This window comes from Bradyrhizobium sp. MI1.3 (genome assembly GCF_055811695.1).
This window is the reverse complement of record NZ_JBVVPQ010000038.1, coordinates 37,235-63,567: the sequence shown is the minus strand read 5'-3', so window position 1 is coordinate 63,567 and position 26,333 is coordinate 37,235. Positions and strand designations below refer to the sequence as shown.

Below are 26,333 nucleotides of genomic sequence, written 5' to 3'. Positions count from 1 at the left end.
GCTCCGAACCCACTCGATATGTGGGAAACTAACACATCCGCTGCAACCGTCCACGCGCGGCTGAATGTCGCCCTTCCCTGCAATCCAGACGAGCGGACGTGGTTAATCGCCGGAATCGTGCGATTTCGCTCCCGTGCCGCCGCCCGCTACCATTTGTCACAAATTCCGCAACACCGTGGCGGGCTTTTTGTTCAACGCCAGCAGCGTGCCGGCGAGCCCGAGGCCGACCGTGACGACCAAGGCAGCCGCGACCACGCCGGCGGCGCTGCCGCCCTGCCAGACGAAAGTGAGGGTCATCAGCCGGGTCACGATCATCCAGGCCGCGACGCTGCCGGCGAAAACGCCGAACACCGCCGTAGCGAGGCCAATCAGGAGGTATTCGAGGGCATAGGCGCCGAGCAGCCGCAGCCGGGTCGCGCCCAGGGTCTTGAGGATTACAGCATCGTAGACCCGGTGGCGATGGCCGGCGGCGAGCGCGCCGCCCAACACCAGGATCGCCGAGATCAGGGTCACCGCGCTGGCGCCGCGGATCGCCAGCGCCAGGTTGGTCACGACCGAGCCGACCGTCTCCATCACCTCGCGCACGCGCACGCTCGTCACCATCGGATAGGCGTCAGCCACCTCCCTGATGATCTTGCCGTCGCCGGCCGCATCGCCGCCGGCTTCCGTCAGCGTCGCGATGTGGGTGTGCGGCGCGCCCTTGAACGCGTTCGGCGAAAACACGAGGACGAAATTGATGCCGAGGCCCTGCCAGTCGATGCTGCGCAGATTGCTGATCTTCGCGGGGATGTCGCGGCCGAGGATATTGACCACGACCTCGTCGCCGAGCTTGAGGCCGAGTCCGTCCGCGATCTTCTTCTCCATCGAAACCAGCGGCGGGCCGGAATAATCGGCGCTCCACCACTCGCCCTCGACCACCTTGGAGCCCTTCGGCAGCTCGGCGGTATAGGTCAGGCCACGGTCGCTCTGCAGCACCCACTCGGAATCGGTGCTGGGCTTGAGCTCCTCGGCGCGGACGCCGCGGGCTCCGACGATGCGCCCGCGCAGCATCGGCACGTCATCGACCTTCGCGCCAGGGGCGAGCTGGCGCAGATATGAGTCGAACTGCTCGGCCTGCGTGCTCGGAATGTCGATGAAGAAGAACGACGGTGCGTGCTCGGGCAGTGCTGCCAGGAACTGCCGGCGCAGATTGCCGTCGATCTGGGTGATGGTGACGAGCACCGCGAGGCCCAGCCCCAGCGACAGCACGACGGAGGGCGTCAGCGCGCCCGGCCGGTGGATGTTGGCGATCGCGAGCCGGAGCATCGGCCACCGCGTGCGCGGCAGCCGCCGCGCGATGCCCATCAGCAGGGCGGCGATGCCGCGCAGCAGGGCGAACACGACCACGGAGGAGGCCACGAACACCGCGGCGATGCGCTTGTCGAAAGACAATCCGATCACGACGGCGATCAGCAGTGCGACCACGACGCCCATGAACACGACATAACCCAGGCGCGGCCGGTGCCATTCCGAACTGACGGTGTCGCGGAACAGCGCGGCCACCGGCACGTCGTGCACCCGCCCGAGTGGCCACAGGCCGAATGCAAGCGCCGTAAGCAGCCCATAGACGAACGACAGCGCGAGTTCGGCGGCATGCACCGCCGGCACCACCGGCAGCGGCAGCAGCTTGCCGAACAGGCCGACGATTGCGAAGGGCATGGCGGCGCCGAGCGCGAGGCCGATCAGCGAGCCGATCGCGGCGAGCAGGAGAACCTGGGCGAGATAGATGCCGAACACGTCGCGCCCGGTGGCCCCGACGGCCTTGAAGGCCGCGATCACCTCGAGCTTGTGGTCGATATGGGCCTTGACGGCATTGGCGACGCCGACGCCGCCGACCAGCAGCGCGGCGAGGCCGACCAGCGTCAGGAACTGCGTGAAGCGGTTGATGTTGCGCTCGAGCTGCGGCGAGGCGTTGGAGCGGCTGCGGACCTCCCAGCCGGCCTGCGGCGCAGCGTTGCGCGAATCCGCGATGAAGGCTTCGGTGGCGCGCTCGCCGTTGGCGATCTCCGGCAGCTTCACACGGTAGACCCAGCGCACCAGGCTGCCGGGCTGGACCAGCCCCGTGGCGCGCAGGCCCGCTTCGCTGATCAGGAAGCGCGGGCCGAAGCCGATGCCGCCGGCGAGCTTGTCGGGCTCGGCTTCGACGGCGCTGCGGATCTGGAACGTCGCAGCCCCGACGGTGACGCGATCGCCGGTCTTGAGCGACAGCCGCGCCAGCAGCGTCGGATCGGCGGCCGCGCCGAACGCGCCGTCGTGCTCTGCGAGCAGGTCGGACATCGGCAGCGGCGGCGCCAGCGTCAGCTGTCCCAGCATCGGATAGGTGTCGTCGACGGCCTTCATCTCGACCAGCGCCAGCTTGCCCTCGGCCGAGCGCGCCATGCCGCGCAGTGTGGCGGCGCTCGAGACGGTGCCGCGCGAACGCAGGAAGGCGACTTCCTCCGGCTTCGCCTCGCGCTGAAACAAGACGAAGGACACGTCGCCGCCGAGCAGCGTACGGCCCTCGCGGGCGAGGCCGTCGCTCAGGCTCGCCGAGACCGAGCCGACGCCGGCGATCGCCATCACGCCGAGCGCGATGCAGGCAATGAAGACGTAGAAGCCGCGCAGGCCGCCGCGCAATTCGCGCAGCGCGTAGCGCAGCGACAGCGCAACGCCATTGGGCTTCGCAAACGGTTCAGCAGCGAGGCTCATGCCGGCGCCGACTGCGTGTCGATGCGCCCGGAGCGCAGGCGGATCACGCGATCGCAGCGATGCGCGAGCGAGGAATCGTGCGTGACCAGCACCAGCGTCATGCCGCGCTCGGCATGCTTGCTGAACAGCAGGTCGACGATCTGTTGTCCCGTGGCTTCGTCGAGATTGCCGGTCGGCTCGTCGGCAACGAGGATCGCGGGATCGGGTGCCAGCGCGCGGGCCAGCGCGACGCGCTGCTGCTCGCCGCCGGAGAGCTGCGTCGGATAGTGATGCAGACGGTCGCCGAGCCCGACCGATTGCAGCTCCTGCGCCGCGCGCTTTGTGGCGTCGGGATTGCCCGCAAGCTCGAGCGGCACCGCGACGTTCTCCAGCGCGGTCATGGTCGGGATCAAATGGAAGGACTGGAAGACGATGCCGACCTGGCGGCCGCGGAAGCGGGCCAGCGCGTCCTCGTCGAGGGCATTGAAAGGCGTGCCGCTGACCACCACCTCTCCGCTATCAGGACGCTCCAGCCCCGCCATCACCATCAGCAGCGTGGATTTGCCCGAACCTGACGGGCCGATCAGGCCGATCGTCTCGCTCCGGCCGACGCGCAGGCTGATATCCTTGAGAATGTGAACGCGTGCCGCGCCCGTACCCAATGACAGATTGACGTTGGAGATGGCGATGGTGTCCGCCGAACTGTCGGCGAGCGAAGAGGAAGAGATGCGAGTGTCCATGGTCCGGTCATATGGCAACTCCGCACGCGCGGTCGAGAGGCGTTACGGATTGTTCATGCACATAGCCGTGTTGATGCTCGCTTTGATGACGGTGCCAAATCCGGCATGGGCCGAGGCGGCGAAACCGATCAAGCTGGTGGTTCTCGGCGATTCCTTGAGCGCCGGCCTCGGCCTCCCGGCCCAGCAAGCGTTCCCCACTAGGCTTCAAAAAGCCTTGCAATCCAAAGGCATAGACGTCGACATGACCAATGCCGGGGTGTCCGGCGACACCTCCTCGGGGGGCCGTGACCGGCTCGACTGGTCGGTCCCCAACGGAACCGACGGTGTGATCATCGAGCTCGGCGCCAACGATGCGCTGCGCGGCATCGATCCCGATTTGACGCGCACCGCGCTGACCGAGATCGTCCAGCGCCTCAAGGCGCGCAAGATCGCGGTGATGCTGTGCGGTATGCTGGCGCCGCCGAATTACGGCGCGGACTATGCCGCGCGCTTCAATTCGATTTATCCGGATCTGGCGAAAAAATTCGGCGTGCCGCTCTATCCGTTTTTTCTCGACGGTGTCGCGGCTGATGCCAAGCTCAACCAGGCCGACGGCATTCATCCGACCGCGGCCGGCGTCGACATCATCGTCAGGAATATCTTGCCCACGGTTGAGGCATTCATTGGCACGATAGCTGAGCAGCGGCGTTGAAAAGCAGGCAACGCTAACCGTAATTCCCAGGGTTTTACCGGGGTGAGGCGCGCGATGCTTCGCAGAGTCACACAACTGCGATAGGAATTGAGGTACCGGTGATTCGTCGCCGGCTCTAAAATTTGGATATGATCTTGCCCTGGGATCATGCCCAAGCATCGGGAGCGCGAAACGATGCCGCGTTTGTTCACTGGTCTGGAAATTCCGGCCGAGATTGGCCAGTCGCTTTCCAATTTACGGGGCGGCCTTCCCGGCGCCCGCTGGATCGATCCCGAAAATTATCACGTCACCCTGCGCTTCATCGGCAATATCGATGGCATGTCCGCCAACGAAATCGCCTCGATGTTGTTTCGCGTCGACCGCAAGCCGTTCGAGGTGAAGGTGCAGGGTTTGCAGAGTTTCGGCGGACGCAAGCCGCGCGCGGTGGTCGCCACCATCGTGCCGAGCAAGCCGCTGATGGAATTGCAGGCCGAGCTCGAGCGCCTGATGCAGCGGATCGGCCTCGACCCTGAAGGCCGCAAGTTCATCCCGCATGTCACGCTGGCCCGGCTGCACGACGCCACCGACCGTGACGTCGCCGATTATCTTTCGCTGCGCGGCTATTTTCCCAGCAAGGCGTTCACGGCCGAACGTTTCGTGCTGTTCTCGTCCCGCGCATCGACGGGCGGCGGCCCGTATGTGGTCGAGGACGCTTATGAGTTGTGTGAGTGAGTCTTGGCTCGCAGAAGACGGAGCGACGCCGACCCATATGGCGCGTAGATGCCTAGCATCGACTGAAGTCAGAATGGCAATCCGTGTTCGTCGTATCCTACTATTTCGTCGGGCATCCGGTCGGCTACCACAGGCAGCTCGCTCCAGCGTCGACGGATTGCGGCCATATCCTCCAAAAGAGCAGTTTTGCAGTACTGATTGTCGATGCGCCTGAGGCGCTCTTCGATAGCTCGCTTCGTAGCAAGAGCAACCGTCTCGCCAGTGAGTTGCGCCAGACGCCTCGCGAGCCGTTCGACCTCGGAGTCCTCGATACTAAGGGCCATGCCAGGAACCTCAAAGTAGCCGCTTTAGCCCTGTGATATCTCAATTATTCGCCTCCGACCACGTGGATGTGGGCGGAGCGCATAAGCCCTTGCGCCAATACGGAGTTGCAATTTCCGCTCATCTCTGGCGGTAAAGAGCATGCTCTCGACCCCCAGTTCCTCATTCCGCGAAGCCTATCAGGCCCAGATCGCGTCCGGCGCGATCGAGCCCGACGCTGCGCAGGCCGAAATCGCCGACGCCTATGCGGCGCTCGACCAGCGGCTCGCCGATTACAAGCCGCAGCGCAAGCAGGGCCTGCTCAGCCGCCTGTTCAGCAGCGACAAGGACGAGGCGCCGCATGGGCTCTACGTCCATGGCGAGGTCGGCCGCGGCAAGACCATGCTGATGGATCTGTTCTTCCAGCACTCGACCGTCGAGCACAAGCGGCGCGCGCATTTCCACGAATTCATGGCCGATGTGCACGAGCGCATCTACGATTTTCGCCAGGGCATCGCCCGCGGCGAGATCGCCGACGGCGACGTCATCGCGCTGACGGCGCATGCGATCTTCGAGGAGAGCTGGCTGCTCTGTTTCGACGAATTCCACGTCACCGACATCGCGGACGCGATGATCCTCGGCCGCCTGTTCGCAAAGCTGCTGGAGCTCGGCACCGTGGTGGTTGCGACCTCCAACGTCGCGCCTGACGACCTCTACAAGGGCGGTCTGAACCGTTCGCTATTCCTGCCCTTTATCAAACAGATCACCGACCACATGGACGTGCTGCGGCTCGACGCGCGCACCGACTTCCGGCTGGAAAAGCTTCAGGGCGTGCCGATGTGGTTGACGCCGGCAGACACCGAGGCCGACGCCGCGCTCGACCGCGCCTGGTCGAAGATGTCAGGCAGCGCCAAATGCAAGTCGCGCGATATTTCGATCAAGGGCCGCATCCTGCACGTGCCGTGCTCGGCCCACGGCGTGGCGCGCTTCGCGTTCGCCGATCTCTGCGAGAAGCCGCTCGGGGCATCCGACTATCTCAGGCTGGCGCACGACTATCACACCATCCTGGTCGACCATATTCCAGTGATGGATTTCTCCCAGCGCAACGCCGCCAAGCGTTTCATTACGCTGATCGACACGCTCTATGACAATGCCGTGAAGCTGATGGCCTCGGCCGATGCCAACCCGATCTCGCTCTATCTCGCCAATGAGGGCAACGAGGCCAACGAGTTCAAGCGCACCGCCTCGCGCCTGATCGAAATGAGCTCGGAATCCTATCTGGCACTGCCCCACGGTCGCAAGGATTCCACCGCCAGCGGTTCGACCAAGGGGTTGGTGGAGACTTAAGTCCTATTTCACCATCTTCTCCGGCGTCATTCCGGGGCGCGACGAAGTCGCGAGCCCGGAATCCATCCTGCCGCCGACTCTACCGCCTCATGGATTCCGGGCCTGCGCCTGTTGGCGCATCCCGGAATGACAGCCTGGGTATTCTGGCTGCTATCCCGGCAAGCCCGACAATTGGGCAACCCGTGACTTGAACGGGGGAGGCGAAAGGGATAACCACCCGTCTCAGTTTTCCCCTCCTTACGTGTCTAAAGGACAGGTTCACATGGCGCGCGACAAGATTGCTTTGATTGGCTCCGGTCAGATCGGCGGAACGCTGGCTCATCTCATCGGCCTGAAAGAGCTGGGCGACGTGGTGATGTTCGACATCGCCGAGGGCGTGCCGCAGGGCAAGGCGCTCGACATCGCGCAGTCCTCGCCGGTCGACGGCTTTGACGCGCACTACACCGGCGCCAACTCCTACGAGGCGCTCGACAACGCAAAAGTCTGCATCGTCACCGCCGGCGTGCCGCGCAAGCCCGGCATGAGCCGCGACGACCTCCTCTCGATCAACCTCAAGGTCATGGAACAGGTCGGCGCCGGCATCAAGAAATACGCCCCCGACGCTTTCGTCATCTGCATCACCAACCCGCTCGACGCGATGGTCTGGGCGCTGCAGAAGGCTAGCGGCCTGCCGCACAAGAAGGTCGTCGGCATGGCCGGCGTGCTGGATTCGTCGCGCTTCCGCTACTTCCTGGCCGACGAGTTCAACGTTTCGGTCGAAGACGTCACCGCCTTCGTGCTGGGCGGCCATGGCGACACCATGGTGCCGCTGGTAAAATACTCCACGGTCGCCGGCATCCCGCTGCCCGATCTCGTCAAGATGGGCTGGACCTCGCAGGCGCGCCTCGACGAGATCGTCGACCGTACCCGCAACGGCGGCGCCGAGATCGTCAACCTCCTCAAGACCGGCTCGGCCTTCTACGCGCCGGCGGCTTCCGCGATCGCGATGGCCGAGAGCTATCTGCGTGACAAGAAGCGCGTGCTGGCCTCGGCCGCCTACCTGAACGGCGAATACGGCGTGAAGGACATGTATGTCGGCGTGCCCGTCGTGATCGGCTCCAAGGGCGTTGAGCGCGTCGTCGAGATCGAGCTCGTCGGCAAGGATCGCGAAGCCTTCGACAAGTCGGTCGGCGCGGTGCAGGGTCTGGTTGATGCCTGCAAGAAGATCGCACCCGATCTTCTGGGCCGCTAAGGTCGAAACATTCCGCCGAAGATCGAAAACCGGTCTTCGGCGGTTTCATTTCCGGGGTCCGCCAAACCTTGTTTAAGGTTGGGGCGGGTCCTGGTCCGCAAGTCCAGAGATCGATGTCAGAGAATCCGGGTTGCAGTTCCTGTGGTATATGGTATGCCAGCCACAAGACTGAGGTGGGCCTACGAGGTCACCGCCCGCGGGTTCAGGGAGCGACCATATGAATATCCATGAATATCAGGCCAAAGCGCTGCTGAACGAGTTCGGCGTCGCGATCTCCAAGGGCGTTCCGGTCCTGAAGGCGGCCGATGCGGACGCGGCGGCAAAGGCACTCCCGGGCCCGGTCTGGGTTGTGAAGAGTCAGATCCACGCCGGCGGCCGCGGCAAGGGCAAGTTCAAGGAAGCCTCGGCCGGCGACAAGGGCGGCGTCCGCATCGCCAAGTCGGCCGCGGAGGTTTCCGAATTCGCCAAGCAGATGCTCGGCGCCACGCTCGTCACCATCCAGACCGGCCCCGCCGGCAAGCAGGTCAACCGCCTCTACATCGAGGACGGCTCCGACATCGACAAGGAATTCTACCTTTCGATCCTGGTCGACCGCGAGACCTCTCGCGTCTCGTTCGTGGTGTCGACCGAGGGCGGCGTCAACATCGAGGACGTCGCGCATAACACGCCTGAGAAGATCGTGACCTTCTCGATCGATCCCGCGACCGGCATCATGGGCCATCACGGCCGCACCGTCGCGAACGCGCTGAAACTCTCCGGCGATCTCGCCAAGCAGGCCGAGAAGCTCACCGCGCAGCTCTACGCGGCGTTCGTCGCCAAGGACATGTCGATGCTGGAGATCAACCCGCTGGTCGTGACCAAGCAGGGCCAGCTCCGCGTGCTCGACGCCAAGGTGTCGTTCGACGACAACGCCCTGTTCCGTCACCCCGAGGTGCTCGCGCTGCGCGACGAGACCGAGGAAGACGCCAAGGAAATCGAAGCGTCGAAACACGACCTCAACTACGTCACCCTCGACGGCAATATCGGCTGCATGGTCAACGGCGCCGGCCTCGCGATGGCGACGATGGACATCATCAAGCTCTACGGCATGGCGCCGGCGAACTTCCTCGACGTCGGCGGCAGCGCCAGCAAGGAGAAGGTCGCGGCCGCCTTCAAGATCATCACAGCGGATCCCAACGTGAAGGGCATCCTGGTCAACATCTTCGGTGGCATCATGAAGTGCGACGTGATCGCCGAGGGCGTCACGGCCGCCGTGCGCGAGGTCGGCCTCAGCGTGCCGCTGGTGGTTCGCCTCGAAGGCACCAATGTCGAGCTGGGCAAGAAGATCATCCGTGAATCCGGCCTGAACGTGGTGCCGGCCGACAATCTCGACGACGCCGCGCAGAAAATCGTGAAGGCCGTCAAGGAAGGCTGAGGCCATGACCCAGGACCATCTCGCTGCATCATCCCCGCTGCCGGAGCACGCGCGTCTTGCCGCGTTCGCCGGTGAATGGAATGGCGAAGAGGTGGTCTTTCCGTCGCGCTGGACGGAGGGCGGGACGGCGACCTCTCACGTCGTGGCCCACATGGATCTCAATGGCTTCTATCTGATCCAGGACTCGGTCCAGACCCGCGACGGCAAGCAGAGCTTCGCCACCCACGGCATCTTCACCTTCGACCGCGAAGACCGGACCTACAAATTGTTCTGGTACGATTCGCTCGGCTACACGCCGCCCTCGCCCGCCTCCGGCGGGTGGGTCGGCAAGACCCTGACGCTGGTGCGCGGCTCGCTCCGCGGCAATGCGCGCCACGTCTATGAAATCATCGACGACGATTCCTATTCGTTGAAGATCCAGTTCTCGCCGGACGCGGAAGGCTGGGCCGACGTGCTCACCGGCGTCTACCGCCGCATCCACTGACCTCTCACTCGTTAGTTTCGCGAAAGCAGACCTCATGTCCATCCTGATCGACAAGAACACCAAGGTCATCTGCCAGGGCTTTACTGGCAAGAACGGCACCTTCCACTCGGAGGCCGCGATTGCCTATGGCACCAAGATGGTCGGCGGCACTTCGCCGGGCAAAGGCGGCGCGACGCATCTCGGCCTGCCGGTGTTCGACACCGTGCGCGAGGCGCGTGAGAAGACCGGCGCCGATGCATCAGTGATCTATGTGCCGCCGCCGGGCGCGGCCGATGCGATCTGCGAAGCCATCGATGCCGAGATCCCGCTGATCGTCTGCATCACGGAAGGTATCCCGGTCATCGACATGGTCCGCGTGAAGCGCTCGCTGGCCGGCTCCAAGTCGCGCCTGATCGGGCCGAACTGCCCGGGCGTCATGACCGCCGGCGAGTGCAAGATCGGCATCATGCCGGCCAACATCTTCAAGACCGGCAGCGTCGGCATCGTCTCGCGCTCGGGGACCCTGACCTACGAAGCCGTGTTCCAGACCACCCAGGAAGGCCTCGGCCAGACCACCGCGGTCGGCATCGGCGGCGATCCGGTCAAGGGAACCGAGTTCATCGACGTGCTGGAAATGCTGCTCGGCGACCCCAAGACCGAGTCGATCATCATGATCGGCGAGATCGGCGGTTCCGCCGAGGAAGACGCCGCCCAGTTCCTCAAGGACGAGGCCAAGCGCGGCCGCACGAAGCCGATGGTCGGCTTCATCGCCGGTGTCACGGCCCCTCCCGGCCGCCGCATGGGCCACGCCGGCGCGATCATTTCGGGCGGCAAGGGTGACGCCGGTTCCAAGACCGACGCGATGAAATCGGCTGGAATTACAGTGTCGCCATCTCCCGCTCGCCTCGGCCACACGCTTGCCGAAAAATTGAAAGCCTGATTCACACCTTCGTAATTTTCCGGGCGAAGTTTCGCAGCAAATAGGGTAAATGGTGCCTGTCGCGCTGGTCCTCTGCCGGGGAGCCCAGCGCCAGCGCCGTTTGTTATGCGCGAACCGAAATCGCCAGGAACTCAAGTATGTCTCGCCAAGACGCGAACGCAGCCTTTGCCCTCTCCTCCTTTTTGCAGGGCACCAACGCCACCTACATCGACGAAATCTACGCCCGCTACGAGAAGGACCCGTCCTCGGTGGATGCCGAGTGGCAGGACTTCTTCAAGAGCCTCAACGACCAGCCGGGTGACATCAGCAAGAACGCCCAAGGACCGTCCTGGGAGCGCGCCAATTGGCCGCTGACCCCGCAGGACGATCTGACCTCCGCGCTCGACGGCAATTGGGCGGAAGTCGAGAAGACGGTCGGCGCCAAGATCGCGGCCAAAGCGCAGGCCAAGGGTGGCGACAAGGGCGGCGGCCTCTCCTCCGCCGATTTGCTCCAGGCCACCCGCGACTCGGTCCGGGCCCTGATGCTGATCCGGTCCTACCGCATGCGCGGCCACTTCCACGCCAAGCTCGATCCGCTCGGCATCGAAGCCCAGCGCAATCGCGAAGAGCTCGATCCGCGGACCTACGGCTTCAGCGAAGCCGATTTCGACCGCAAGATCTTCCTCGACCATGTGCTCGGTCTCGAATACGCCAGCTTGCGCGAAATCACAGCGATCTGCGAGCGCACCTATTGCCAGACGCTCGGTGTCGAGTTCATGCACATCACCAACGCGGCGCAGAAGGCGTGGATTCAGGAGCGGATCGAGGGGCCGGACAAGGAAATCTCCTTCACCCGCGAAGGCCGCCGCGCCATCCTGATGAAGCTGGTCGAGGCCGAAGGCTTCGAGAAGTTCTGCGACACCAAGTTCACCGGCACCAAGCGCTTCGGCCTGGACGGTGCCGAATCGCTGATTCCCGCGCTCGAGCAGATCATCAAGCGTGGCGGCAATCTCGGCGTGAAAGAAGTCGTGCTGGGCATGCCGCATCGCGGCCGCCTCAACGTGCTGACCCAGGTGATGGGCAAGCCGCACCGCGCGCTGTTCCACGAGTTCAAGGGCGGTTCGGCCAATCCTGATGCGGTCGAAGGCTCGGGCGACGTCAAATATCACCTCGGCGCGTCCTCGGATCGCGAGTTCGACGGCAACCGCATCCATCTGTCGCTGACCGCCAACCCCTCGCATCTCGAGATCGTCGATCCCGTGGTGCTCGGAAAAGTCCGCGCCAAGCAGGATCAGCACGGCGATCCGCCGGATATGCGCATCTCGGTGATGCCGCTGCTGATGCATGGCGACGCCGCGTTCGCCGGCCAGGGCGTGGTCGCGGAATGTTTCGGCCTGTCGGACCTGAAGGGCTACCGCACCGGCGGATCCGTGCACTTCATCGTCAACAACCAGATCGGCTTCACCACCTATCCGCGTTATTCCCGTTCGTCGCCGTATCCGTCGGACGTGGCGAAGATGATCGACGCGCCGATCTTCCACGTCAACGGCGACGATCCGGAAGCCGTCGTGTTCGCGGCCAAGGTCGCGACCGAGTTCCGGCAGAAATTCCACAAGCCCGTCGTCATCGACATGTTCTGCTACCGCAGGCATGGCCATAACGAGGGCGACGAGCCGGCTTTCACCCAGCCGGTGATGTACAAGAAGATCGCGGCCCATCCGTCGACGCTCGAGCTCTACGCCCGCCGCCTCATCAGCGAAGGCGTGCTGACCGAGGGCGAGGTCGAGAAGGCCAAGGCCGACTGGCGCGCGCGGCTCGATGCCGAGCTCGAAGCCGGCTCCGGCTACAAGCCCAACAAGGCCGACTGGCTCGACGGCAAATGGGCCGGCTTCAAGATCGCGGATCAGGAAGAAGACGCGCGGCGTGGCGTTACCGGCGTCGACATCGCCGCACTGAAGGACATCGGTCGCAAGATTACCAAGGTGCCGGACGGTTTCCGCGTCCACCGCACCATCCAGCGTTTCCTCGAAAACCGCGCCAAGGCGATCGACGGCGGCACGGGCATCGACTGGGCGACCGGCGAGGCGCTGGCGTTCTGCACGCTGCTCAACGAGAACCATCATGTCCGCCTGTCAGGGCAGGATTCGGAGCGCGGCACCTTCTCGCAGCGCCACTCGGTCCTGATCGACCAGGAAGACGAGAGCCGCTACACGCCGTTCAACCATCTCGGTCACGAGCAGGGCCATTACGAGGTCATCAACTCGCTGCTGTCGGAAGAAGCCGTGCTCGGCTTCGAATACGGCTACTCGCTCGCCGAGCCGAACACGTTGACTCTGTGGGAAGCGCAGTTCGGCGACTTCGCCAACGGCGCGCAGGTCGTGTTCGACCAGTTCATCTCCTCGGGTGAGCGCAAATGGCTGCGCATGTCCGGCCTCGTCTGCCTCCTGCCGCACGGCTATGAGGGCCAGGGACCGGAGCATTCCTCGGCGCGTCTGGAGCGTTATCTCCAGATGTGCGCTGAAGACAACATGCAGGTGGTCTATCCGACCACGCCGGCGAACTACTTCCACGTGCTGCGTAGGCAGCTCCATCGCGAGATCCGCAAGCCGCTGATCGTGATGACGCCGAAGTCGCTGCTGCGTCACAAGCGGGCGGTGTCGCGCCTCGAGGAGCTCGCGAAGGGAACGACCTTCCACCGCATCCTGTATGACGACGCCCAGATGCTGCCGGGCGAAGCGGTCAAGCTCGTGCCCGACGAGAAGATCCGCCGCATCGTGCTCTGCTCGGGCAAGGTCTATTACGACCTCTACGAGGAGCGCGAGAAGCGCGGGATGGACGACATCTACCTGATGCGCATCGAGCAGCTCTATCCGGTGCCGCTCAAGGCGCTGGTGGCCGAGCTGTCGCGCTTCAAGAAGGCCGAAGTGGTGTGGTGCCAGGAAGAGCCCCGCAACATGGGTGCCTGGCACTTCATCGAGCCCTATCTGGAATGGGTGCTGAACCAGGTGAACGGTGCGAGCCGGCGTCCGCGTTACGTCGGCCGCGCCGCCTCCGCCGCGACCGCCACAGGTCTGATGTCGAAGCATCAGGCGCAGCTGAAGGCGTTCCTGGACGAAGCATTGAGCTGAACTTTTTCGAGCTGCGTTATGCCCCGCCTTGTGTGCCATGGCGCACTGGAGCGGGGCATCCGGCAAACCGTGGCGTCCGTCGTGAATGCGAACGTTTCGGCTTGCTGGATGGCCTGCTTTTCGCAGGCCGATGACACCTGAAAATTCCCGACCGCATTGGCGATCTCCTTAAGGAAAAGACCATGACTGAAATTCGTGTGCCGACCCTCGGCGAATCCGTCACCGAGGCCACCATCGGCCGCTGGTTCAAGAAGGCCGGCGATCCCGTCGCCGTCGACGAGCCCTTGGTGGAGCTCGAGACCGACAAGGTCACCATCGAAGTCCCGGCGCCGTCCGCGGGCACGCTGAGCGAGATCATCGCCGCAGATGGCACGACCGTTGCGGTCGGTGCGCTGCTCGGACAGATCACCGAGGGCACGGCCGGCGTCGCAAAGACGCCCGCCAAGCCGGCTGCCGCGCCCGCGCCTGCTCCCGCCGCGGCGGCTCCATCCGCCGCCCCGGCCGCGTCGAAAGCACCGCCGGCCGACTCGCCGCTCGCGCCCTCCGTGCGAAAGCTCTCGGCCGAGACCGGCATCGACGCCTCGACCGTTCCCGGCTCCGGCAAGGACGGCCGTGTCACCAAGGGCGACATGCTCGCCGCGATCGAGCGTGCGGCCTCGGCGCCGACCCCGGTCAACCAGCCGGCCGCAGCGGTCCAGGTTCGCGCACCCTCGCCGGCCGACGACGCAGCCCGCGAAGAGCGCGTCAAGATGACCCGGCTGCGCCAGACCATCGCGCGCCGCCTCAAGGACGTGCAGAACACCGCCGCCATGCTCACGACCTTCAACGAGGTCGACATGACCAACGTCATGGCGCTGCGTGCGCACTACAAGGATGCGTTCGAGAAGAAGCACGGCTCGAAGCTCGGCTTCATGGGCTTCTTCACCAAGGCCGTCGTGCAGGGGCTGAAGGACATCCCGGCCGTCAACGCCGAGATCGACGGCACCGACCTGATCTACAAGAACTACTACCACATCGGCGTCGCCGTCGGCACCGACAAGGGCCTCGTCGTGCCCGTGGTGCGCGACTGCGACAACAAGTCGATCGCGGACATCGAGAAGGGCATCGCCGATTTCGGCCGCCGCGCCCGTGACGGCCAGCTCAAGATCGACGAGATGCAGGGCGGCACCTTCACCATCACGAACGGCGGCATCTACGGCTCGCTGATGTCGACCCCGATCCTGAACGCGCCGCAGTCCGGCATTCTCGGCATGCACAAGATCCAGGAGCGGCCGATGGTCGTCGGCGGCAAGATCGAGGTCCGCCCGATGATGTATCTGGCGCTGTCCTACGATCACCGCGTCATCGACGGCAAGGAAGCCGTGACCTTCCTTGTTCGCGTCAAGGAGAGCCTGGAAGATCCGGCGCGCCTGGTGCTCGATCTCTGATCGCTGATGCTCTGCGAGCGCCGTCGCCTTACGCGACGGCGCGTGTCGAACCATGGAGACGCGCGTGACGGATAAAGTCGTTGTCATCACCGGCGGCAGCCGCGGCATCGGGCGGGCGACCGCGATTGCGGCGGCCGCGCGCGGCTTTCGCGTCGTGGTCGGCTATGCCAGCAACAAGACCGCCGCCGACGAGGTGGTCGCCGAGATCGCGGCCAGCAACGGCAAGGCCATCGCGGTGAAATGCGATGTTGCCGAGGAAAGCGATATCCTGGCGCTGTTCAAGGCCGCGGACGCGTTCGGCACGCTCGGGGCGCTTGTCAACAATGGCGGTATTGTCGGGACCAGCGGCGTGCGCGTCGACGAGATGTCGGCCGAGCGCATCCAGCGCGTGATGGCGGTCAATGTCACCGGCTCCATCCTCTGCGCGCGCGAAGCGGTGAAGCGGATGTCGACCAGGCACGGCGGCCAGGGCGGCGTCATCGTCAATCTGTCGTCGGTTGCTGCCAAGCTCGGCGCGCCGAACACCTATGTCGACTATGCCGCGTCCAAGGGCGCGATCGATTCCTTCACCGTCGGCCTCGGCCATGAGGTTGCCGGCGAGGGCATTCGTGTCGCGGGCATCCGGCCCGGCCTGATCGACACCGAAATCCACGCTGCCGGCGGTGAGCCCGACCGCGCCCATCGTCTGGCCCATATGGTGCCTATGAAGCGCGTCGGTACTGCCGATGAAGTCGCCAATGCCATCGTCTGGCTGATGTCGGACGAGGCCTCCTACGTCACCTCAGCCATTCTCGATGTGTCCGGCGGACGCTGACGCGCCGCGCGGACGCTGACACATCCCTCAACGCTAAACTTACGGGACTTTCTCTCATGGCATACGATCTCGTCGTCATCGGCACCGGACCGGGCGGTTATGTCTGCGCGGTGCGTGCAGCGCAGCTCGGCATGAAAGTCGCCGTGGTGGAAAAGAACGCGACGCTCGGCGGCACCTGCCTCAATGTCGGCTGCATGCCGTCGAAGGCGCTGTTGCACGCCTCCGAAATGTTCGAGGAGGCCGGGCATTCCTTCGCCAAGATGGGCGTCAGCGTTTCCGCGCCGAAGCTCGATTTGCCTGCGATGATGAACTTCAAGCAGCAGGGCATCGACGGCAACGTCAAGGGGGTCGAGTTCCTGATGAAGAAGAACAAGATCGACGTGCTCAAGGGCGCCGGCAAGATTCTCGGCACCGGCAAGGTCGAGATCTCCGCCGACGGCAAGTCGCAGGTGGTCGAGACCAAGAGCATCGTGATCGCCACCGGCTCGGACATCGCGCGTCTGAAGGGCATCGAGATCGACGAGACGCGCATCGTGTCGTCGACCGGCGCGCTGTCGCTGGACAAGGTCCCCGGCAAGCTCTTGATCGTCGGCGCCGGCGTGATCGGCCTCGAGCTCGGCTCAGTGTGGAAGCGTCTCGGCGCCGAAGTCGTCGTCGTCGAATTCCTCGACCGCATCCTGCCCGGCATGGACGGGGAGATCGCCAAGCAATTCCAGCGCATCCTGGAGAAGCAGGGCTTTGCGTTCAAGCTGGGTGCCAAGGTCACGGGCGTGGACACCTCCGGCAAGGCGCTGAAGGCGACGGTCGAGCCCGCCGCCGGCGGCGCTGCCGAGACGCTGGAAGCCGATGTCGTTCTCGTCTGTATCGGCCGTGTGCCGTACACGGATGGGCTGGGCTTGAAGGAAGCCGGCGTTGCGCTCGACAATCGCGGCCGCGTGCAGATCGATCCGCACTTCGCCACCAGCGTGAAGGGCGTCTATGCCATCGGCGACGTCGTCGCGGGTCCGATGCTCGCGCACAAGGCCGAGGATGAAGGCGTCGCGGTTGCCGAGATCATCGCGGGGCAGGCCGGCCACGTGAACTACGATGTTATCCCAGGCGTCGTGTATACCACGCCGGAAGTATCCTCCGTCGGCAAGACCGAGGAGGAGCTGAAGCAGGCGGGCGTGGCATATACGGTCGGAAAGTTTCCCTTTACCGCCAACGGCCGCTCCAAGGTCAACCAGACCACCGACGGCTTTGTGAAGATTCTCGCAGATGCGAAGACCGATCGCGTGCTCGGCGTGCACATTATCGGCATTGAGGCCGGGGAAATGATCCATGAGGCGGCCGTTCTCATGGAGTTTGGCGGCAGCGCGGAGGATCTCGCGCGCACCTGCCACGCGCACCCGACCCGCTCCGAGGCCATCAAGGAAGCCGCGCTTGCAGTCGGCAAGCGGGCCATCCATATGTAGGTGGCGCCCAGCGCCGAATCGGGCGGGAAACACATGCTACGCCGCCTGCTTCAACCGGTCTGGGTCCTGCTTGCGATCATCTTCCTGATCGAAGCCTGGCTGTGGGACCATCTCGAACCGATCGTCGCGCGGGTTGTCGCAATCGTCCCGCTCGCCCGCTTCAAGCAATGGATGTCGGACCGCGTCGATGCGCTGTCGCCGGCGATGACGCTGATCGTGTTCGCTGTACCGATCGTCCCGCTGTTTCCGCTCAAGCTGGTCGGCCTGTGGCTGCTCACGCACGAATACTGGACCAGCGCGGTCTTCACCATCGTGTTCGCAAAGCTGCTCGGGGTCGGCGTCACCGCCTTCGTGTTCGATGTGACGCGCGACAAGCTGATGGAGATGCACTGGTTCGAGCGGCTGTACGATCTGGTGCTGAAGCTGCGTGCCAAGGCCGCCGAGCTGGTCGATCCGGTCAAGCGGCGCATCAAGGAGCTGATCGCCGGCAACGGCGAAGGCTGGTCCTCCCGCACGCTCCGCCTGATCCAGCGTTTTCGCAAGAGCGTGCACGAAGCGCGTTGAGCGCCGACGCAATGAGCGTCGCGTAGCCCGGATGAGCAAAGCGATATCCGGGATTCCTTATTGTGGCTCCCCGCATGTCGCTGCGCTCATGCGGGTTACGAGCCTCAATGCAGATGCAGCAGATGCGGCGACCATGCGCCGAGCACGGTCATTCCAAGTCCGGCAAGCGACAGCAGGCCCGCGATCCAGGCGAGCGGTAGCATGCCGGTGATGATCGTCGCCGAGGCCAGGACGATGCCGATCTGGAAGGCGGCGGACGCCAGCTCGAAGTGATGATATTTCGCAGTCGCCTCGTCGCGTTCATGCTCGGCGTGCTTGGCCTTTTCGGCCAGCTGCTCGGTGCCTTCGCCGGTCTCGGGCTCGGAGCGGTAGCGCTGCGCGGTCTTCTGCCAGTCCTCGATCTGCTTCTGCACGGCCACCTTGTTGGCCTCGTCGCTCGCCGCGCCGAGGATGAGCTTGCCCTGGTCGGCCATGGTCTGCACCACGGTGCGGCGGATGCTCTTGGCCTGGAAGAAGGCCCAGAGGTTGGAGGCCTCGACGTTCTTGCTGATCGATTCGGTCTGGGCGCCCTTGCCGAGCGTCTCGGAGATCGCCAGGAACAGCGCCAGGACCGCGATCAGGAGCGCGATCTTCTTGTTCGAGCCGGACGCGTGTTCGGCGTGCTCGGCATGCTCCATGCTTTCATGTGCGCTCATAAATTCCTCCTGGCTCGGTTCCCCACGATTGACCGAACCGCGGGCGCCGCGCAAGAGGCATGCGCGCCGCGAGGCTTGCTATGACAGCTTCATGTCAGCATCAGCGCCGCGGATGCGCGCTGGCATAGACTTCCAGCAGCCGCTCGGCATCGATGCCGGTATAGATCTGCGTGGTCGAGAGCGAGGCATGGCCGAGCAATTCCTGGATCGCGCGCAAATCGCCGCCGCGTGACAACAGATGCGTGGCGAAGGAATGCCGGAGCGCGTGCGGCGTGGCGCTGTCGGGCAGGCCGAGCGCGCCGCGCAGCCGCTCCATCGCGAGCTGGATGATGCGCGGGCTCAACGGCCCGCCGCGTGCGCCGACGAAGATCGGGCCTTCGGCCGGCAGCGGATACGGGCACATCGCGACATACTCCTGCACCAGTTCGAGCACGTTCTGGAGCACCGGCACCATGCGGGTCTTGTTGCCTTTGCCTGTCACGATCAGCACGTCGCCTTCACCGGGACGCGGCACCTCGCGGCGCGTCAGCCCCAGCGCTTCGGAGATGCGCAGGCCCGAGCCGTAGAGGAGTGCCATCACCGCGGCATCGCGCGCCAAAATCCAGGTCTCGCGATCCTCGCCGGCGCGCTCGTCGGCGTCCGCAAGACGTTTGGCCGACGCCATCGGCAACGGCTTTGGCAGGCTCCTTGCGACTTTCGGCGCGCGGATCGCCGAGAGCGCGCCGACCTTGCCCTTGCCTTCGCGCTCGAGGAAGCGGCCGAACGAACGCAGGCCCGCCAGTGCGCGCATCAGCGAGCGCCCGGCAATATCGTCGGCGCGGCGCATCGCCATGAAGGCCCTGATATCGGTGGCCTCCAGTGCGGCGAAACGCTTCAGCGTCACACGCTCGCCCCAATGGCCGCAGAGGAAATTCAGGCACTGCCGCAGATCGCGGGCATAGGCTTCCAGCGTCTTCGGCGACAGCCGTCGCTCCGCGCCGAGATGCGACAGCCAGCGCGTCATCTCCTGCGCGATGTCAGGATCGGCGCTGGCGAGCTCGATCTGTGGGGCGGCCGCTTTGCTCATGCGCTCTGGACGTGGTGATTCCACTCAGTATATCGCATCACACTCGTTTATCGTTCGCTAAGGCCGCCTCAGGGCGCTAGCCTTGAAGACCCCGGGTTCCGATTCCCCTCCATGGACCACACGTCGCGCAGCAACGCCGTCTCCGCCAACGCGACCCGCATGGTCGACGTGCTGGTGCCGGTCGCGCTCGACCAGACCTATTCGTACAAGGTGCCGCGTGGGATGGAGCTGAAGGCGGGCGACATTATTGGCGTGCCGCTCGGCCCGCGCGAGGTGCTCGCCGTGGTTTGGGCCGAAAACGCCAATCCGGATCCGCGCCTGCACAACCGCCTCAAGGAGGTCAGCGAAAAGCTCGACATCCCGCCGCTGAAGCCCGAGCTGCGTGCAGTCGTGGACTGGATCGCCAATTACACGCTGAGCCCGCGCGGCATGGTGCTGCGCATGTGCCTGCGGATGGGCGAGAACCTCGGCCCCGAGCGGGTGCGCGCCGGCGTGCGCCTGACCGGCGATCTCCCGCGGCGACTGACGCCGGCGCGGCAGCGCCTGATCGAGGTGCTGTCGGACCGGCTGCTGCACGGCAAGTCCGAGGCGGCCAAGGAGGCCGGCGTTTCGGCCGGCGTGATCGACGGCCTCGTCGACGAAGGCACGCTCACGGTCGAGCCGATGCCGCCGCCTCCACCGCCGCCGCCGCCCGATCCGGATTTCAGCCGGCCGGATTTTTCGCCGCTCCAGCGCGCCGGAGTTGATGCGATGCGCGCGCTCGCGGCCAACGGCAGCTTTCACGTCGCGCTGCTCGACGGTGTCACCGGCTCGGGCAAGACCGAGGTTTACTTCGAAGCCGTGGCCGAGGCGATCCGCCGCGGAAAACAGTCGCTGATCCTGATGCCGGAGATCGCGCTCACCGGCCAGTTCCTCGATCGCTTCGCGCAGCGTTTTGGCGTGCGTCCCTTGGAATGGCATTCCGAGCTGACGCCGCGCACCCGCGCACGCAATTGGGCGGCGATCTCCGAGGGCAGCGCGCCGGTCGTGGTCGGCGCGCGCTCGGCGCTGTTTCTGCCCTACGCCAATCTCGGCCTCATCGTGGTCGATGAAGAGCACGACCAGGCCTACAAGCAGGACGAGGGCGTGCATTATCACGCCCGCGACATGGCGGTGGTGCGCGCGCATATCGCGAAGGTTCCGATCGTGCTGGCATCGGCGACGCCGTCGGTCGAGTCCGAGGTCAATGCGCGCAAGAACCGCTATCAGCGCATCGCGCTGCCGTCACGCTTCGGCGGCCAGCACATGCCGCATATCGAGGCCATCGACATGCGCCGCGAGCCGCCGGCGCGCGGCCGCTTCATCTCGCCGCGGCTGGCGTCCGAGATCAGGACCGCGATCGAGCGGCGCGAGCAGGCGCTATTGTTCCTCAATCGCCGCGGCTATGCGCCGTTGACGCTGTGCCGCGCCTGCGGCCATCGCTTTGCCTGCACCATCTGCGATGCCTGGTTGGTCGATCACCGCTTCCGCCAGCGCCTCGTCTGTCACCATTGCGGCTTCTCGATGCCGCGTCCGCAAACCTGCCCGCATTGCGCGGCGGAGGAATCGCTGGTCGCGGTCGGGCCCGGCGTCGAGCGCTTGCAGGAAGAGGCGGCCGCGCTGTTCCCGGAGGCGCGCACCATGGTGCTGTCGAGCGATCTCATCACCTCGATCGAGACGATGCGCTCCGAGCTGAATGACATCGCGGAGGGCCGCGTCGACGTCATCATCGGCACCCAGCTCGTCGCCAAGGGCCACAATTTCCCGCGGCTCAATCTTGTCGGCGTGGTCGATGCGGATCTCGGCCTGTCCAATGGCGATCCGCGCGCCTCCGAGCGCACCTGGCAATTGCTCAACCAGGTGATCGGCCGCGCCGGGCGCGAGCAGGGCCGCGGCGTCGGCTATCTCCAGACCCACCAGCCCGACCATCCCGTGATGAAGGCGCTGATCGCCTGCGACCGTGAAGCGTTCTACGACAGCGAGATCGATTTGCGCGAACGCACGCTGTATCCGCCGTTCGGGCGGCTCGCGAGCCTGATCATTTCCGCCGGCGACCGGCCGAGCGCCGAAGGCTTCGGCCGCCACCTCGTTGCGCTCGCGCCGCGCGACGAGCGGGTGGTGGTGCTGGGCCCAGCGGAAGCCCCGCTCGCCGTCATCAAGGGCCGCTACCGCTTCCGCATCCTGGTGAAATCGGCGCGCGGCTTCGACCTGTCGGATTATCTGCGCAACTGGCTTGCCGTATGCCCGAAGCCGAAGGGCAATCAAAAGCTCGAGGTCGACGTCGATCCGCAGAGCTTTTTGTAGCCGCTGTCATTCCGGGGCGCGCGCTTTAGGAGACGACTTCCGCGGTGACGCGGCCGACGCCGGCGCCGGTGAGGCCGATAGCGCGGGCAGCGCCCGTGGAGAGGTCGAGGACACGGCCGCGAACGAACGGGCCACGGTCGTTGATGGTGACGATGACGCTGGAGCCGCCATGGGTGACCCGCAGCTTGGTGCCGAACGGCAGCGAACGGTGCGCCGCGGTCATGGCGTTCTGGTTGAAGCGCTGGCCCGAGGCAGTCCTGCTGCCGGACTCGTTCCCGTAAAAGGAAGCCATGCCGGAGAAGGCACGTCCGGTGCCCTGCGACGGCGTCATCGACGCATTAGCGTTACGCCAATCGGAGGACGTGTTGGCATCGTTCTGGGCCTGGTGGCGGTGATGATGGTGGGAATACCGATGGTGATGCCGGGATTTGGCGGAAGCTTCGGTGGCAGTTCCCCCGATGAGAAGAGTTGCGGCAACAAAAGCGATCGCCGTACGCGGCCGGGTCACTGAGCCCAGCGTCTTCAAACAAAGCATATATTGGTCCCTAAGCTAGTATTGCCACATATGTGGCAAGTGGAGCCCCCGTAAGTTTGCGAGCGGGACCGCGTTTCGATTCCTAATGAGGCGTGAATTGGGCAGTAAATCCGTTCTGTGTCGCCGTGTAATATCTTGTTACCGGCGGAGATATTCAGCCGACATTCCGTAATATTGGAATTTAACGATTCGTTAACCTCTAAATTACTCGCGAATACTGTAAAACGAAGTCATCGCTTTCCGCATTTAGAATTCGGAAAGTATTCGGCGAGTGAAGCTGGATGCGCCGGAATCACGCCTCAGCGATCCGTGTTCATGGCCGCTATGCGCTGAGGGCAGGAACCAATGGCCGGCATCGGCTCGGGGGTGGGCTTAGGGGCTGTGGCAATTCCGCGGCATGGCAGGTCGTCGTCGCGTCGTCGTGGAGTGCGACGAACTGGCGACAGAACGTCATGCCTTTAATTTGGCGTCATGTTGCACGTGCGCGCCTGCTATGTTAGCAAAGCCGCGATTTTAACGAGCCCGGCACTTCCGTGCGGGGTCGAAAATCGAAGTCCCGCTTGAATTCCAAGGGCTTGGATCGCTAGGCGCCGCTTTGTGGCGACGGTTTTTCCCTTGCGAGTTTGACAGCAAAAAGAGCACGTCTGTGGCTGCAGAAGATACGTCCGTTTCCGGTGTGTCGGGCCGTTATGCAACGGCCTTGTTTGAACTGGCCCGCGACCAGAAAGTGGTCGACGAGGTCAAAGCCGATCTCGAAAAATTCGAGGGCATGCTGAACGAAAGCGCCGATCTGAAGCGCCTCGTCCGCAGCCCTGTGTTCGCGGCCGATGCCCAGTCCAGGGCCCTCTCGGCCGTTTTGGACAAGGCGGGCATCGCCGGCATCTCCGCCAATTTCCTGAAAGTGCTGACCGCCAACCGCCGCCTGTTCGCGGTGGCTGACGTCATCCGCGCCTATCGCGCCCTGGTCGCCAGGTTCAAGGGCGAGGCGACGGCCGACGTCACCGTGGCGGAGGCGCTCTCGGACAAGAATCTCGACGCCCTCAAGGTTGCCCTGAAGTCGGTGACCGGCAAGGACGTCGCGCTCAACGTGAAGATCGATCCCTCGATCATCGGTGGCCTCGTGGTCAAGCTTGGCAGCCGGATGATCGATAGCTCGCTTCGCACCAAACTCAATTCGATCAAGCACGCGATGAAAGAGGCAGGCTGATGGACATCCGCGCCGCGGAAATTTCCGCGATCCTCAAGGACCAGATCAAGAATTTCGGCCAGGAAGCTGAAGTCTCCGAAGTCGGACAGGTGCTGTCCGTCGGCGACGGTATCGCCCGCGTTTACGGTCTGGATAACGTCCAGGCCGGTGAAATGGTCGAGTTCGAGAACGGCACCCGCGGCATGGCGCTGAACCTCGAGACCGACAACGTCGGTATCGTCATTTTCGGCGCCGACCGCGAGATCAAGGAAGGCCAGACCGTCAAGCGCACCCGCGCCATCGTGGACGCGCCGGTCGGCAAGGGCCTGCTCGGCCGCGTCGTCGACGCGCTCGGCAATCCGATCGACGGCAAGGGCCCGATCCAGGCCGACAAGCGCATGCGCGTCGACGTCAAGGCACCCGGCATCATTCCGCGCAAATCGGTGAACGAGCCGATGGCGACCGGCCTCAAGGCGATCGACGCCCTGATCCCGATCGGCCGCGGCCAGCGCGAGCTGATCATCGGCGACCGTCAGACCGGCAAGACCGCGATCGCGCTCGACACCATCCTCAACCAGAAGCCGCTCAACGCGCAGCCGGACGAGAACATCAAGCTGTATTGCGTCTACGTCGCGATCGGCCAGAAGCGCTCGACCGTTGCCCAGTTCGTGAAGGTGCTGGAAGAGCAGGGCGCGCTCGAATATTCGATCATCGTGGCCGCTACCGCGTCGGATCCGGCACCGATGCAGTACATCGCGCCGTTCACCGGCTGCACCATGGGCGAGTACTTCCGCGACAACGGCATGCACGCCGTCATCATCTATGACGATTTGTCCAAGCAGGCCGTCGCCTACCGCCAGATGTCGCTCCTGCTGCGCCGCCCGCCGGGCCGCGAAGCCTATCCGGGCGACGTGTTCTATCTGCATTCCCGCCTGCTCGAGCGCGCGGCGAAGCTGAACAAGGACCAGGGCTCGGGCTCGCTGACGGCGCTGCCGGTCATCGAAACCCAGGCCAACGACGTGTCGGCCTACATTCCGACCAACGTCATCTCGATCACCGACGGCCAGATCTTCCTGGAAACCGACCTGTTCTTCCAGGGCATCCGCCCCGCGGTGAACGTCGGTCTGTCGGTGTCGCGCGTCGGCTCCTCGGCGCAGACCAAGGCCACCAAGAAGGTCGCCGGCAAGATCAAGGGCGAGCTGGCGCAGTACCGCGAAATGGCGGCGTTCGCGCAGTTCGGCTCCGACCTCGACGCCTCGACCCAGCGCCTGCTCAACCGCGGCTCGCGTCTCACCGAGCTCCTGAAGCAGCCGCAGTTCGCGCCGCTGAAGATGGAAGAGCAGGTCTGCGTGATCTGGGCCGGCACCAACGGCTATCTCGATCCGCTTCCGGTCAACAAGGTGCGCGCGTTCGAGGACGGTCTGTTGTCGCTGCTGCGCGGCAAGAACGTCGATATCCTCAACGCGATCCGCGATAGCCGCGATCTCTCCGACGACAGTGCCGCCAAGCTGAAGTCGGTGGTCGAAGGTTTCGCCAAGAGCTTCGCATAAGAGAACGGTCGCAAGGCCGGGCTTCGTGTCCCGGCCTTCCGTGCCTCACTGCATGGAAACGAAGACGTGGATGCCCGGGACACGCCCGGGCATGACGACTGGGATAGGCTAGCGGCTTGATCCAAGGGGTCGAACCGCCGGGGTGAACGAAGAATGGCGTCACTTAAAGACATGCGCGTCCGCATCGCCTCCACCAAGGCGACGCAGAAGATCACCAAGGCCATGCAGATGGTCGCGGCGTCCCGGTTGCGCCGCGCCCAGCAGGCGGCCGAGGCGGCGCGGCCATATGCCGACAAGATGAGCGCGGTGATCTCCAACATCGCCAGCGCTGCCGCCGGTTCGCCCGGCGCTCCGGTGCTGCTGGGCGGCACCGGCAAGGATCAGGTTCACCTGCTGCTGGTCTGCACCGGCGAGCGTGGTCTGTCCGGCGCCTTCAACTCCTCGATCGTGCGTCTCGCGCGCGAGCGCGCCCAGGCGCTGATCGCGCAGGGCAAGGAAGTCAAATTCTTCTGCGTCGGTCGCAAGGGCTACGAGCAGCTCCGCCGCCTGTACGACAAGCAGATCATCGAGCACCTCGACCTGCGCGGCGTTCGTCAGCTCGGCTTCCTCAACGCCGAGGACATCGCCAAGAAGGTCTTGGCCCGCTTCGACAACGGCGAATTCGACGTCTGCACGCTGTTCTACGCGCAGTTCAAGTCGGTGATCGCCCAGGTCCCGACCGCGCAGCAGATCATTCCGTTGACCGTGGAAGAAAAGGCGGCGAACGCGCCGTCGACGTCCTACGACTACGAGCCGGAGGAAGACGAACTCCTCTCCGGCCTGTTGCCGCGGAATATCGCGGTGCAGATTTTCCGCGCGCTGCTGGAAAACAACGCCTCGTTCTACGGCGCGCAGATGAGCTCGATGGACAACGCCACCCGCAACGCGGGCGAAATGATCCGCAAGCAAACCCAGATCTACAACCGAACCCGTCAAGCCCAGATCACCAAGGAGCTGATCGAGATCATCTCCGGCGCCGAGGCGGTCTGACGCACGAACCAAACGACGGTCGTTCAAGTAAAGAATTTCGA

Annotated in this window: 22 protein-coding genes; 16 read left to right on the top strand and 6 right to left on the bottom strand. The window is 64.6% G+C overall.

Going from position 1 to position 26,333, the window contains the following annotated elements; translation table 11 throughout:
* Positions 1-156: 156 nt before the first annotated feature.
* Both AC0L3A_RS25460 and AC0L3A_RS25455 read right to left on the bottom strand, forming a co-directional pair.
* A complete protein-coding gene (locus AC0L3A_RS25460) occupies positions 157-2,727 on the bottom strand; it encodes an ABC transporter permease (protein WP_473255395.1) in 2,571 nt (856 codons plus the stop codon).
* Positions 2,724-3,446, bottom strand: a complete 723-nt coding sequence (locus AC0L3A_RS25455) for an ABC transporter ATP-binding protein (RefSeq protein WP_007598857.1) — start codon at positions 3,444-3,446, stop codon at positions 2,724-2,726. Before AC0L3A_RS25455 ends, AC0L3A_RS25460 begins: the two co-directional genes overlap by 4 nt.
* 55 nt (positions 3,447-3,501) lie before the next feature.
* Here AC0L3A_RS25455 and AC0L3A_RS25450 point away from each other — a divergent pair, with 55 nt between their 5' ends.
* Positions 3,502-4,137, top strand: a complete 636-nt coding sequence (locus AC0L3A_RS25450) for an arylesterase (protein WP_473255396.1) — start codon at positions 3,502-3,504, stop codon at positions 4,135-4,137.
* 174 nt (positions 4,138-4,311) lie between these two features.
* Complete coding sequence (gene thpR, locus AC0L3A_RS25445) at positions 4,312-4,848, top strand: RNA 2',3'-cyclic phosphodiesterase (protein ID WP_007598862.1); 537 nt, start codon at positions 4,312-4,314, stop codon at positions 4,846-4,848.
* A 68-nt stretch (positions 4,849-4,916) separates the two neighbouring features.
* On the opposite strand, the gene AC0L3A_RS25440 is transcribed toward thpR, so the two are convergent.
* Positions 4,917-5,171, bottom strand: a complete 255-nt coding sequence (locus AC0L3A_RS25440; RefSeq protein WP_007598864.1) for a type II toxin-antitoxin system VapB family antitoxin — start codon at positions 5,169-5,171, stop codon at positions 4,917-4,919.
* A 139-nt stretch (positions 5,172-5,310) separates the two neighbouring features.
* On the opposite strand from AC0L3A_RS25440, the gene zapE reads away from it, so the two are divergent.
* The 10 genes from zapE to AC0L3A_RS25390 all read left to right on the top strand — a co-directional run bounded on the left by zapE (position 5,311) and on the right by AC0L3A_RS25390 (position 17,909).
* On the top strand, positions 5,311-6,495 hold the full coding sequence (gene zapE / locus AC0L3A_RS25435; protein ID WP_007598866.1) for a cell division protein ZapE: 1,185 nt from the start codon (positions 5,311-5,313) through the stop codon (positions 6,493-6,495).
* A 262-nt stretch (positions 6,496-6,757) separates the two neighbouring features.
* A complete protein-coding gene (gene mdh, locus AC0L3A_RS25430; RefSeq protein ID WP_007598869.1) occupies positions 6,758-7,726 on the top strand; it encodes a malate dehydrogenase in 969 nt (322 codons plus the stop codon).
* A 217-nt stretch (positions 7,727-7,943) separates the two neighbouring features.
* The gene (sucC, locus tag AC0L3A_RS25425) at positions 7,944-9,140 is read left to right on the top strand and encodes an ADP-forming succinate--CoA ligase subunit beta (protein ID WP_007598871.1); all 1,197 of its coding nucleotides are present in this window, start codon (positions 7,944-7,946) and stop codon (positions 9,138-9,140) included.
* 4 nt (positions 9,141-9,144) lie between these two features.
* Positions 9,145-9,624 carry a DUF1579 family protein gene (locus AC0L3A_RS25420; protein WP_007598873.1) on the top strand — a complete coding sequence of 160 codons (480 nt, stop codon included), beginning with the start codon at positions 9,145-9,147 and terminating at the stop codon, positions 9,622-9,624.
* 34 nt (positions 9,625-9,658) lie between these two features.
* Complete coding sequence (gene sucD, locus AC0L3A_RS25415) at positions 9,659-10,543, top strand: succinate--CoA ligase subunit alpha (RefSeq protein ID WP_354169817.1); 885 nt, start codon at positions 9,659-9,661, stop codon at positions 10,541-10,543.
* 137 nt (positions 10,544-10,680) lie between these two features.
* A complete protein-coding gene (locus AC0L3A_RS25410) occupies positions 10,681-13,650 on the top strand; it encodes a 2-oxoglutarate dehydrogenase E1 component (protein ID WP_473255394.1) in 2,970 nt (989 codons plus the stop codon).
* A 182-nt stretch (positions 13,651-13,832) separates the two neighbouring features.
* The gene (odhB, locus tag AC0L3A_RS25405; RefSeq protein WP_473255393.1) at positions 13,833-15,077 is read left to right on the top strand and encodes a 2-oxoglutarate dehydrogenase complex dihydrolipoyllysine-residue succinyltransferase; all 1,245 of its coding nucleotides are present in this window, start codon (positions 13,833-13,835) and stop codon (positions 15,075-15,077) included.
* Between the two features lie 52 nt (positions 15,078-15,129).
* Entirely contained in the window at positions 15,130-15,891 is a 762-nt protein-coding gene (locus AC0L3A_RS25400; RefSeq protein ID WP_088941101.1) for an SDR family oxidoreductase, read from the top strand.
* A gap of 56 nt (positions 15,892-15,947) precedes the next feature.
* Complete coding sequence (gene lpdA, locus AC0L3A_RS25395; protein ID WP_007598879.1) at positions 15,948-17,345, top strand: dihydrolipoyl dehydrogenase; 1,398 nt, start codon at positions 15,948-15,950, stop codon at positions 17,343-17,345.
* Between the two features lie 33 nt (positions 17,346-17,378).
* Positions 17,379-17,909, top strand: coding sequence for a hypothetical protein (locus AC0L3A_RS25390; RefSeq protein ID WP_007598880.1), 531 nt, complete (start codon positions 17,379-17,381; stop codon positions 17,907-17,909).
* Between the two features lie 104 nt (positions 17,910-18,013).
* Here the strand turns inward: AC0L3A_RS25390 and AC0L3A_RS25385 are convergent, their stop codons facing one another.
* Entirely contained in the window at positions 18,014-18,604 is a 591-nt protein-coding gene (locus AC0L3A_RS25385; RefSeq protein WP_007598882.1) for a DUF4337 domain-containing protein, read from the bottom strand.
* Between the two features lie 100 nt (positions 18,605-18,704).
* Entirely contained in the window at positions 18,705-19,670 is a 966-nt protein-coding gene (locus tag AC0L3A_RS25380) for a tyrosine recombinase XerC (protein WP_007598884.1), read from the bottom strand.
* Positions 19,671-19,781: 111 nt separating this feature from the next.
* On the opposite strand from AC0L3A_RS25380, the gene AC0L3A_RS25375 reads away from it, so the two are divergent.
* Entirely contained in the window at positions 19,782-21,992 is a 2,211-nt protein-coding gene (locus AC0L3A_RS25375; protein ID WP_007598886.1) for a primosomal protein N', read from the top strand.
* A gap of 25 nt (positions 21,993-22,017) precedes the next feature.
* Here the strand turns inward: AC0L3A_RS25375 and AC0L3A_RS25370 are convergent, their stop codons facing one another.
* Positions 22,018-22,527: a septal ring lytic transglycosylase RlpA family protein gene (locus AC0L3A_RS25370; protein WP_007598887.1), complete on the bottom strand. Its 510-nt coding sequence runs from the start codon at positions 22,525-22,527 to the stop codon at positions 22,018-22,020.
* 646 nt (positions 22,528-23,173) lie between these two features.
* On the opposite strand from AC0L3A_RS25370, the gene AC0L3A_RS25365 reads away from it, so the two are divergent.
* The 3 genes from AC0L3A_RS25365 (at position 23,174) to AC0L3A_RS25355 (ending at position 26,292) form a co-directional block, all read left to right on the top strand.
* Positions 23,174-23,734, top strand: a complete 561-nt coding sequence (locus tag AC0L3A_RS25365; protein WP_007598889.1) for a F0F1 ATP synthase subunit delta — start codon at positions 23,174-23,176, stop codon at positions 23,732-23,734.
* Complete coding sequence (atpA, locus tag AC0L3A_RS25360; RefSeq protein ID WP_007598893.1) at positions 23,734-25,263, top strand: F0F1 ATP synthase subunit alpha; 1,530 nt, start codon at positions 23,734-23,736, stop codon at positions 25,261-25,263. Before AC0L3A_RS25365 ends, atpA begins: the two co-directional genes overlap by 1 nt.
* A gap of 153 nt (positions 25,264-25,416) precedes the next feature.
* A complete protein-coding gene (locus AC0L3A_RS25355; protein ID WP_007598895.1) occupies positions 25,417-26,292 on the top strand; it encodes a F0F1 ATP synthase subunit gamma in 876 nt (291 codons plus the stop codon).
* Positions 26,293-26,333: the final 41 nt, after the last annotated feature.

Bases quoted from the DNA above. Each gene is read 5' to 3' on its own strand.
- AC0L3A_RS25460 (WP_473255395.1), bottom strand. From the start codon at position 2,727: ATGAGCCTCGCTGCTGAACCGTTTGCGAAGCCCAATGGCGTTGCGCTG.
- AC0L3A_RS25455 (WP_007598857.1), bottom strand. From the start codon at position 3,446: ATGGACACTCGCATCTCTTCCTCTTCGCTCGCCGACAGTTCGGCGGAC.
- AC0L3A_RS25450 (WP_473255396.1), top strand. From the start codon at position 3,502: ATGCACATAGCCGTGTTGATGCTCGCTTTGATGACGGTGCCAAATCCG.
- thpR (WP_007598862.1), top strand. From the start codon at position 4,312: ATGCCGCGTTTGTTCACTGGTCTGGAAATTCCGGCCGAGATTGGCCAG.
- AC0L3A_RS25440 (WP_007598864.1), bottom strand. From the start codon at position 5,171: ATGGCCCTTAGTATCGAGGACTCCGAGGTCGAACGGCTCGCGAGGCGT.
- zapE (WP_007598866.1), top strand. From the start codon at position 5,311: ATGCTCTCGACCCCCAGTTCCTCATTCCGCGAAGCCTATCAGGCCCAG.
- mdh (WP_007598869.1), top strand. From the start codon at position 6,758: ATGGCGCGCGACAAGATTGCTTTGATTGGCTCCGGTCAGATCGGCGGA.
- sucC (WP_007598871.1), top strand. From the start codon at position 7,944: ATGAATATCCATGAATATCAGGCCAAAGCGCTGCTGAACGAGTTCGGC.
- AC0L3A_RS25420 (WP_007598873.1), top strand. From the start codon at position 9,145: ATGACCCAGGACCATCTCGCTGCATCATCCCCGCTGCCGGAGCACGCG.
- sucD (WP_354169817.1), top strand. From the start codon at position 9,659: ATGTCCATCCTGATCGACAAGAACACCAAGGTCATCTGCCAGGGCTTT.
- AC0L3A_RS25410 (WP_473255394.1), top strand. From the start codon at position 10,681: ATGTCTCGCCAAGACGCGAACGCAGCCTTTGCCCTCTCCTCCTTTTTG.
- odhB (WP_473255393.1), top strand. From the start codon at position 13,833: ATGACTGAAATTCGTGTGCCGACCCTCGGCGAATCCGTCACCGAGGCC.
- AC0L3A_RS25400 (WP_088941101.1), top strand. From the start codon at position 15,130: ATGGAGACGCGCGTGACGGATAAAGTCGTTGTCATCACCGGCGGCAGC.
- lpdA (WP_007598879.1), top strand. From the start codon at position 15,948: ATGGCATACGATCTCGTCGTCATCGGCACCGGACCGGGCGGTTATGTC.
- AC0L3A_RS25390 (WP_007598880.1), top strand. From the start codon at position 17,379: ATGCTACGCCGCCTGCTTCAACCGGTCTGGGTCCTGCTTGCGATCATC.
- AC0L3A_RS25385 (WP_007598882.1), bottom strand. From the start codon at position 18,604: ATGAGCGCACATGAAAGCATGGAGCATGCCGAGCACGCCGAACACGCG.
- AC0L3A_RS25380 (WP_007598884.1), bottom strand. From the start codon at position 19,670: ATGAGCAAAGCGGCCGCCCCACAGATCGAGCTCGCCAGCGCCGATCCT.
- AC0L3A_RS25375 (WP_007598886.1), top strand. From the start codon at position 19,782: ATGGACCACACGTCGCGCAGCAACGCCGTCTCCGCCAACGCGACCCGC.
- AC0L3A_RS25370 (WP_007598887.1), bottom strand. From the start codon at position 22,527: ATGCTTTGTTTGAAGACGCTGGGCTCAGTGACCCGGCCGCGTACGGCG.
- atpA (WP_007598893.1), top strand. From the start codon at position 23,734: ATGGACATCCGCGCCGCGGAAATTTCCGCGATCCTCAAGGACCAGATC.
- AC0L3A_RS25355 (WP_007598895.1), top strand. From the start codon at position 25,417: ATGGCGTCACTTAAAGACATGCGCGTCCGCATCGCCTCCACCAAGGCG.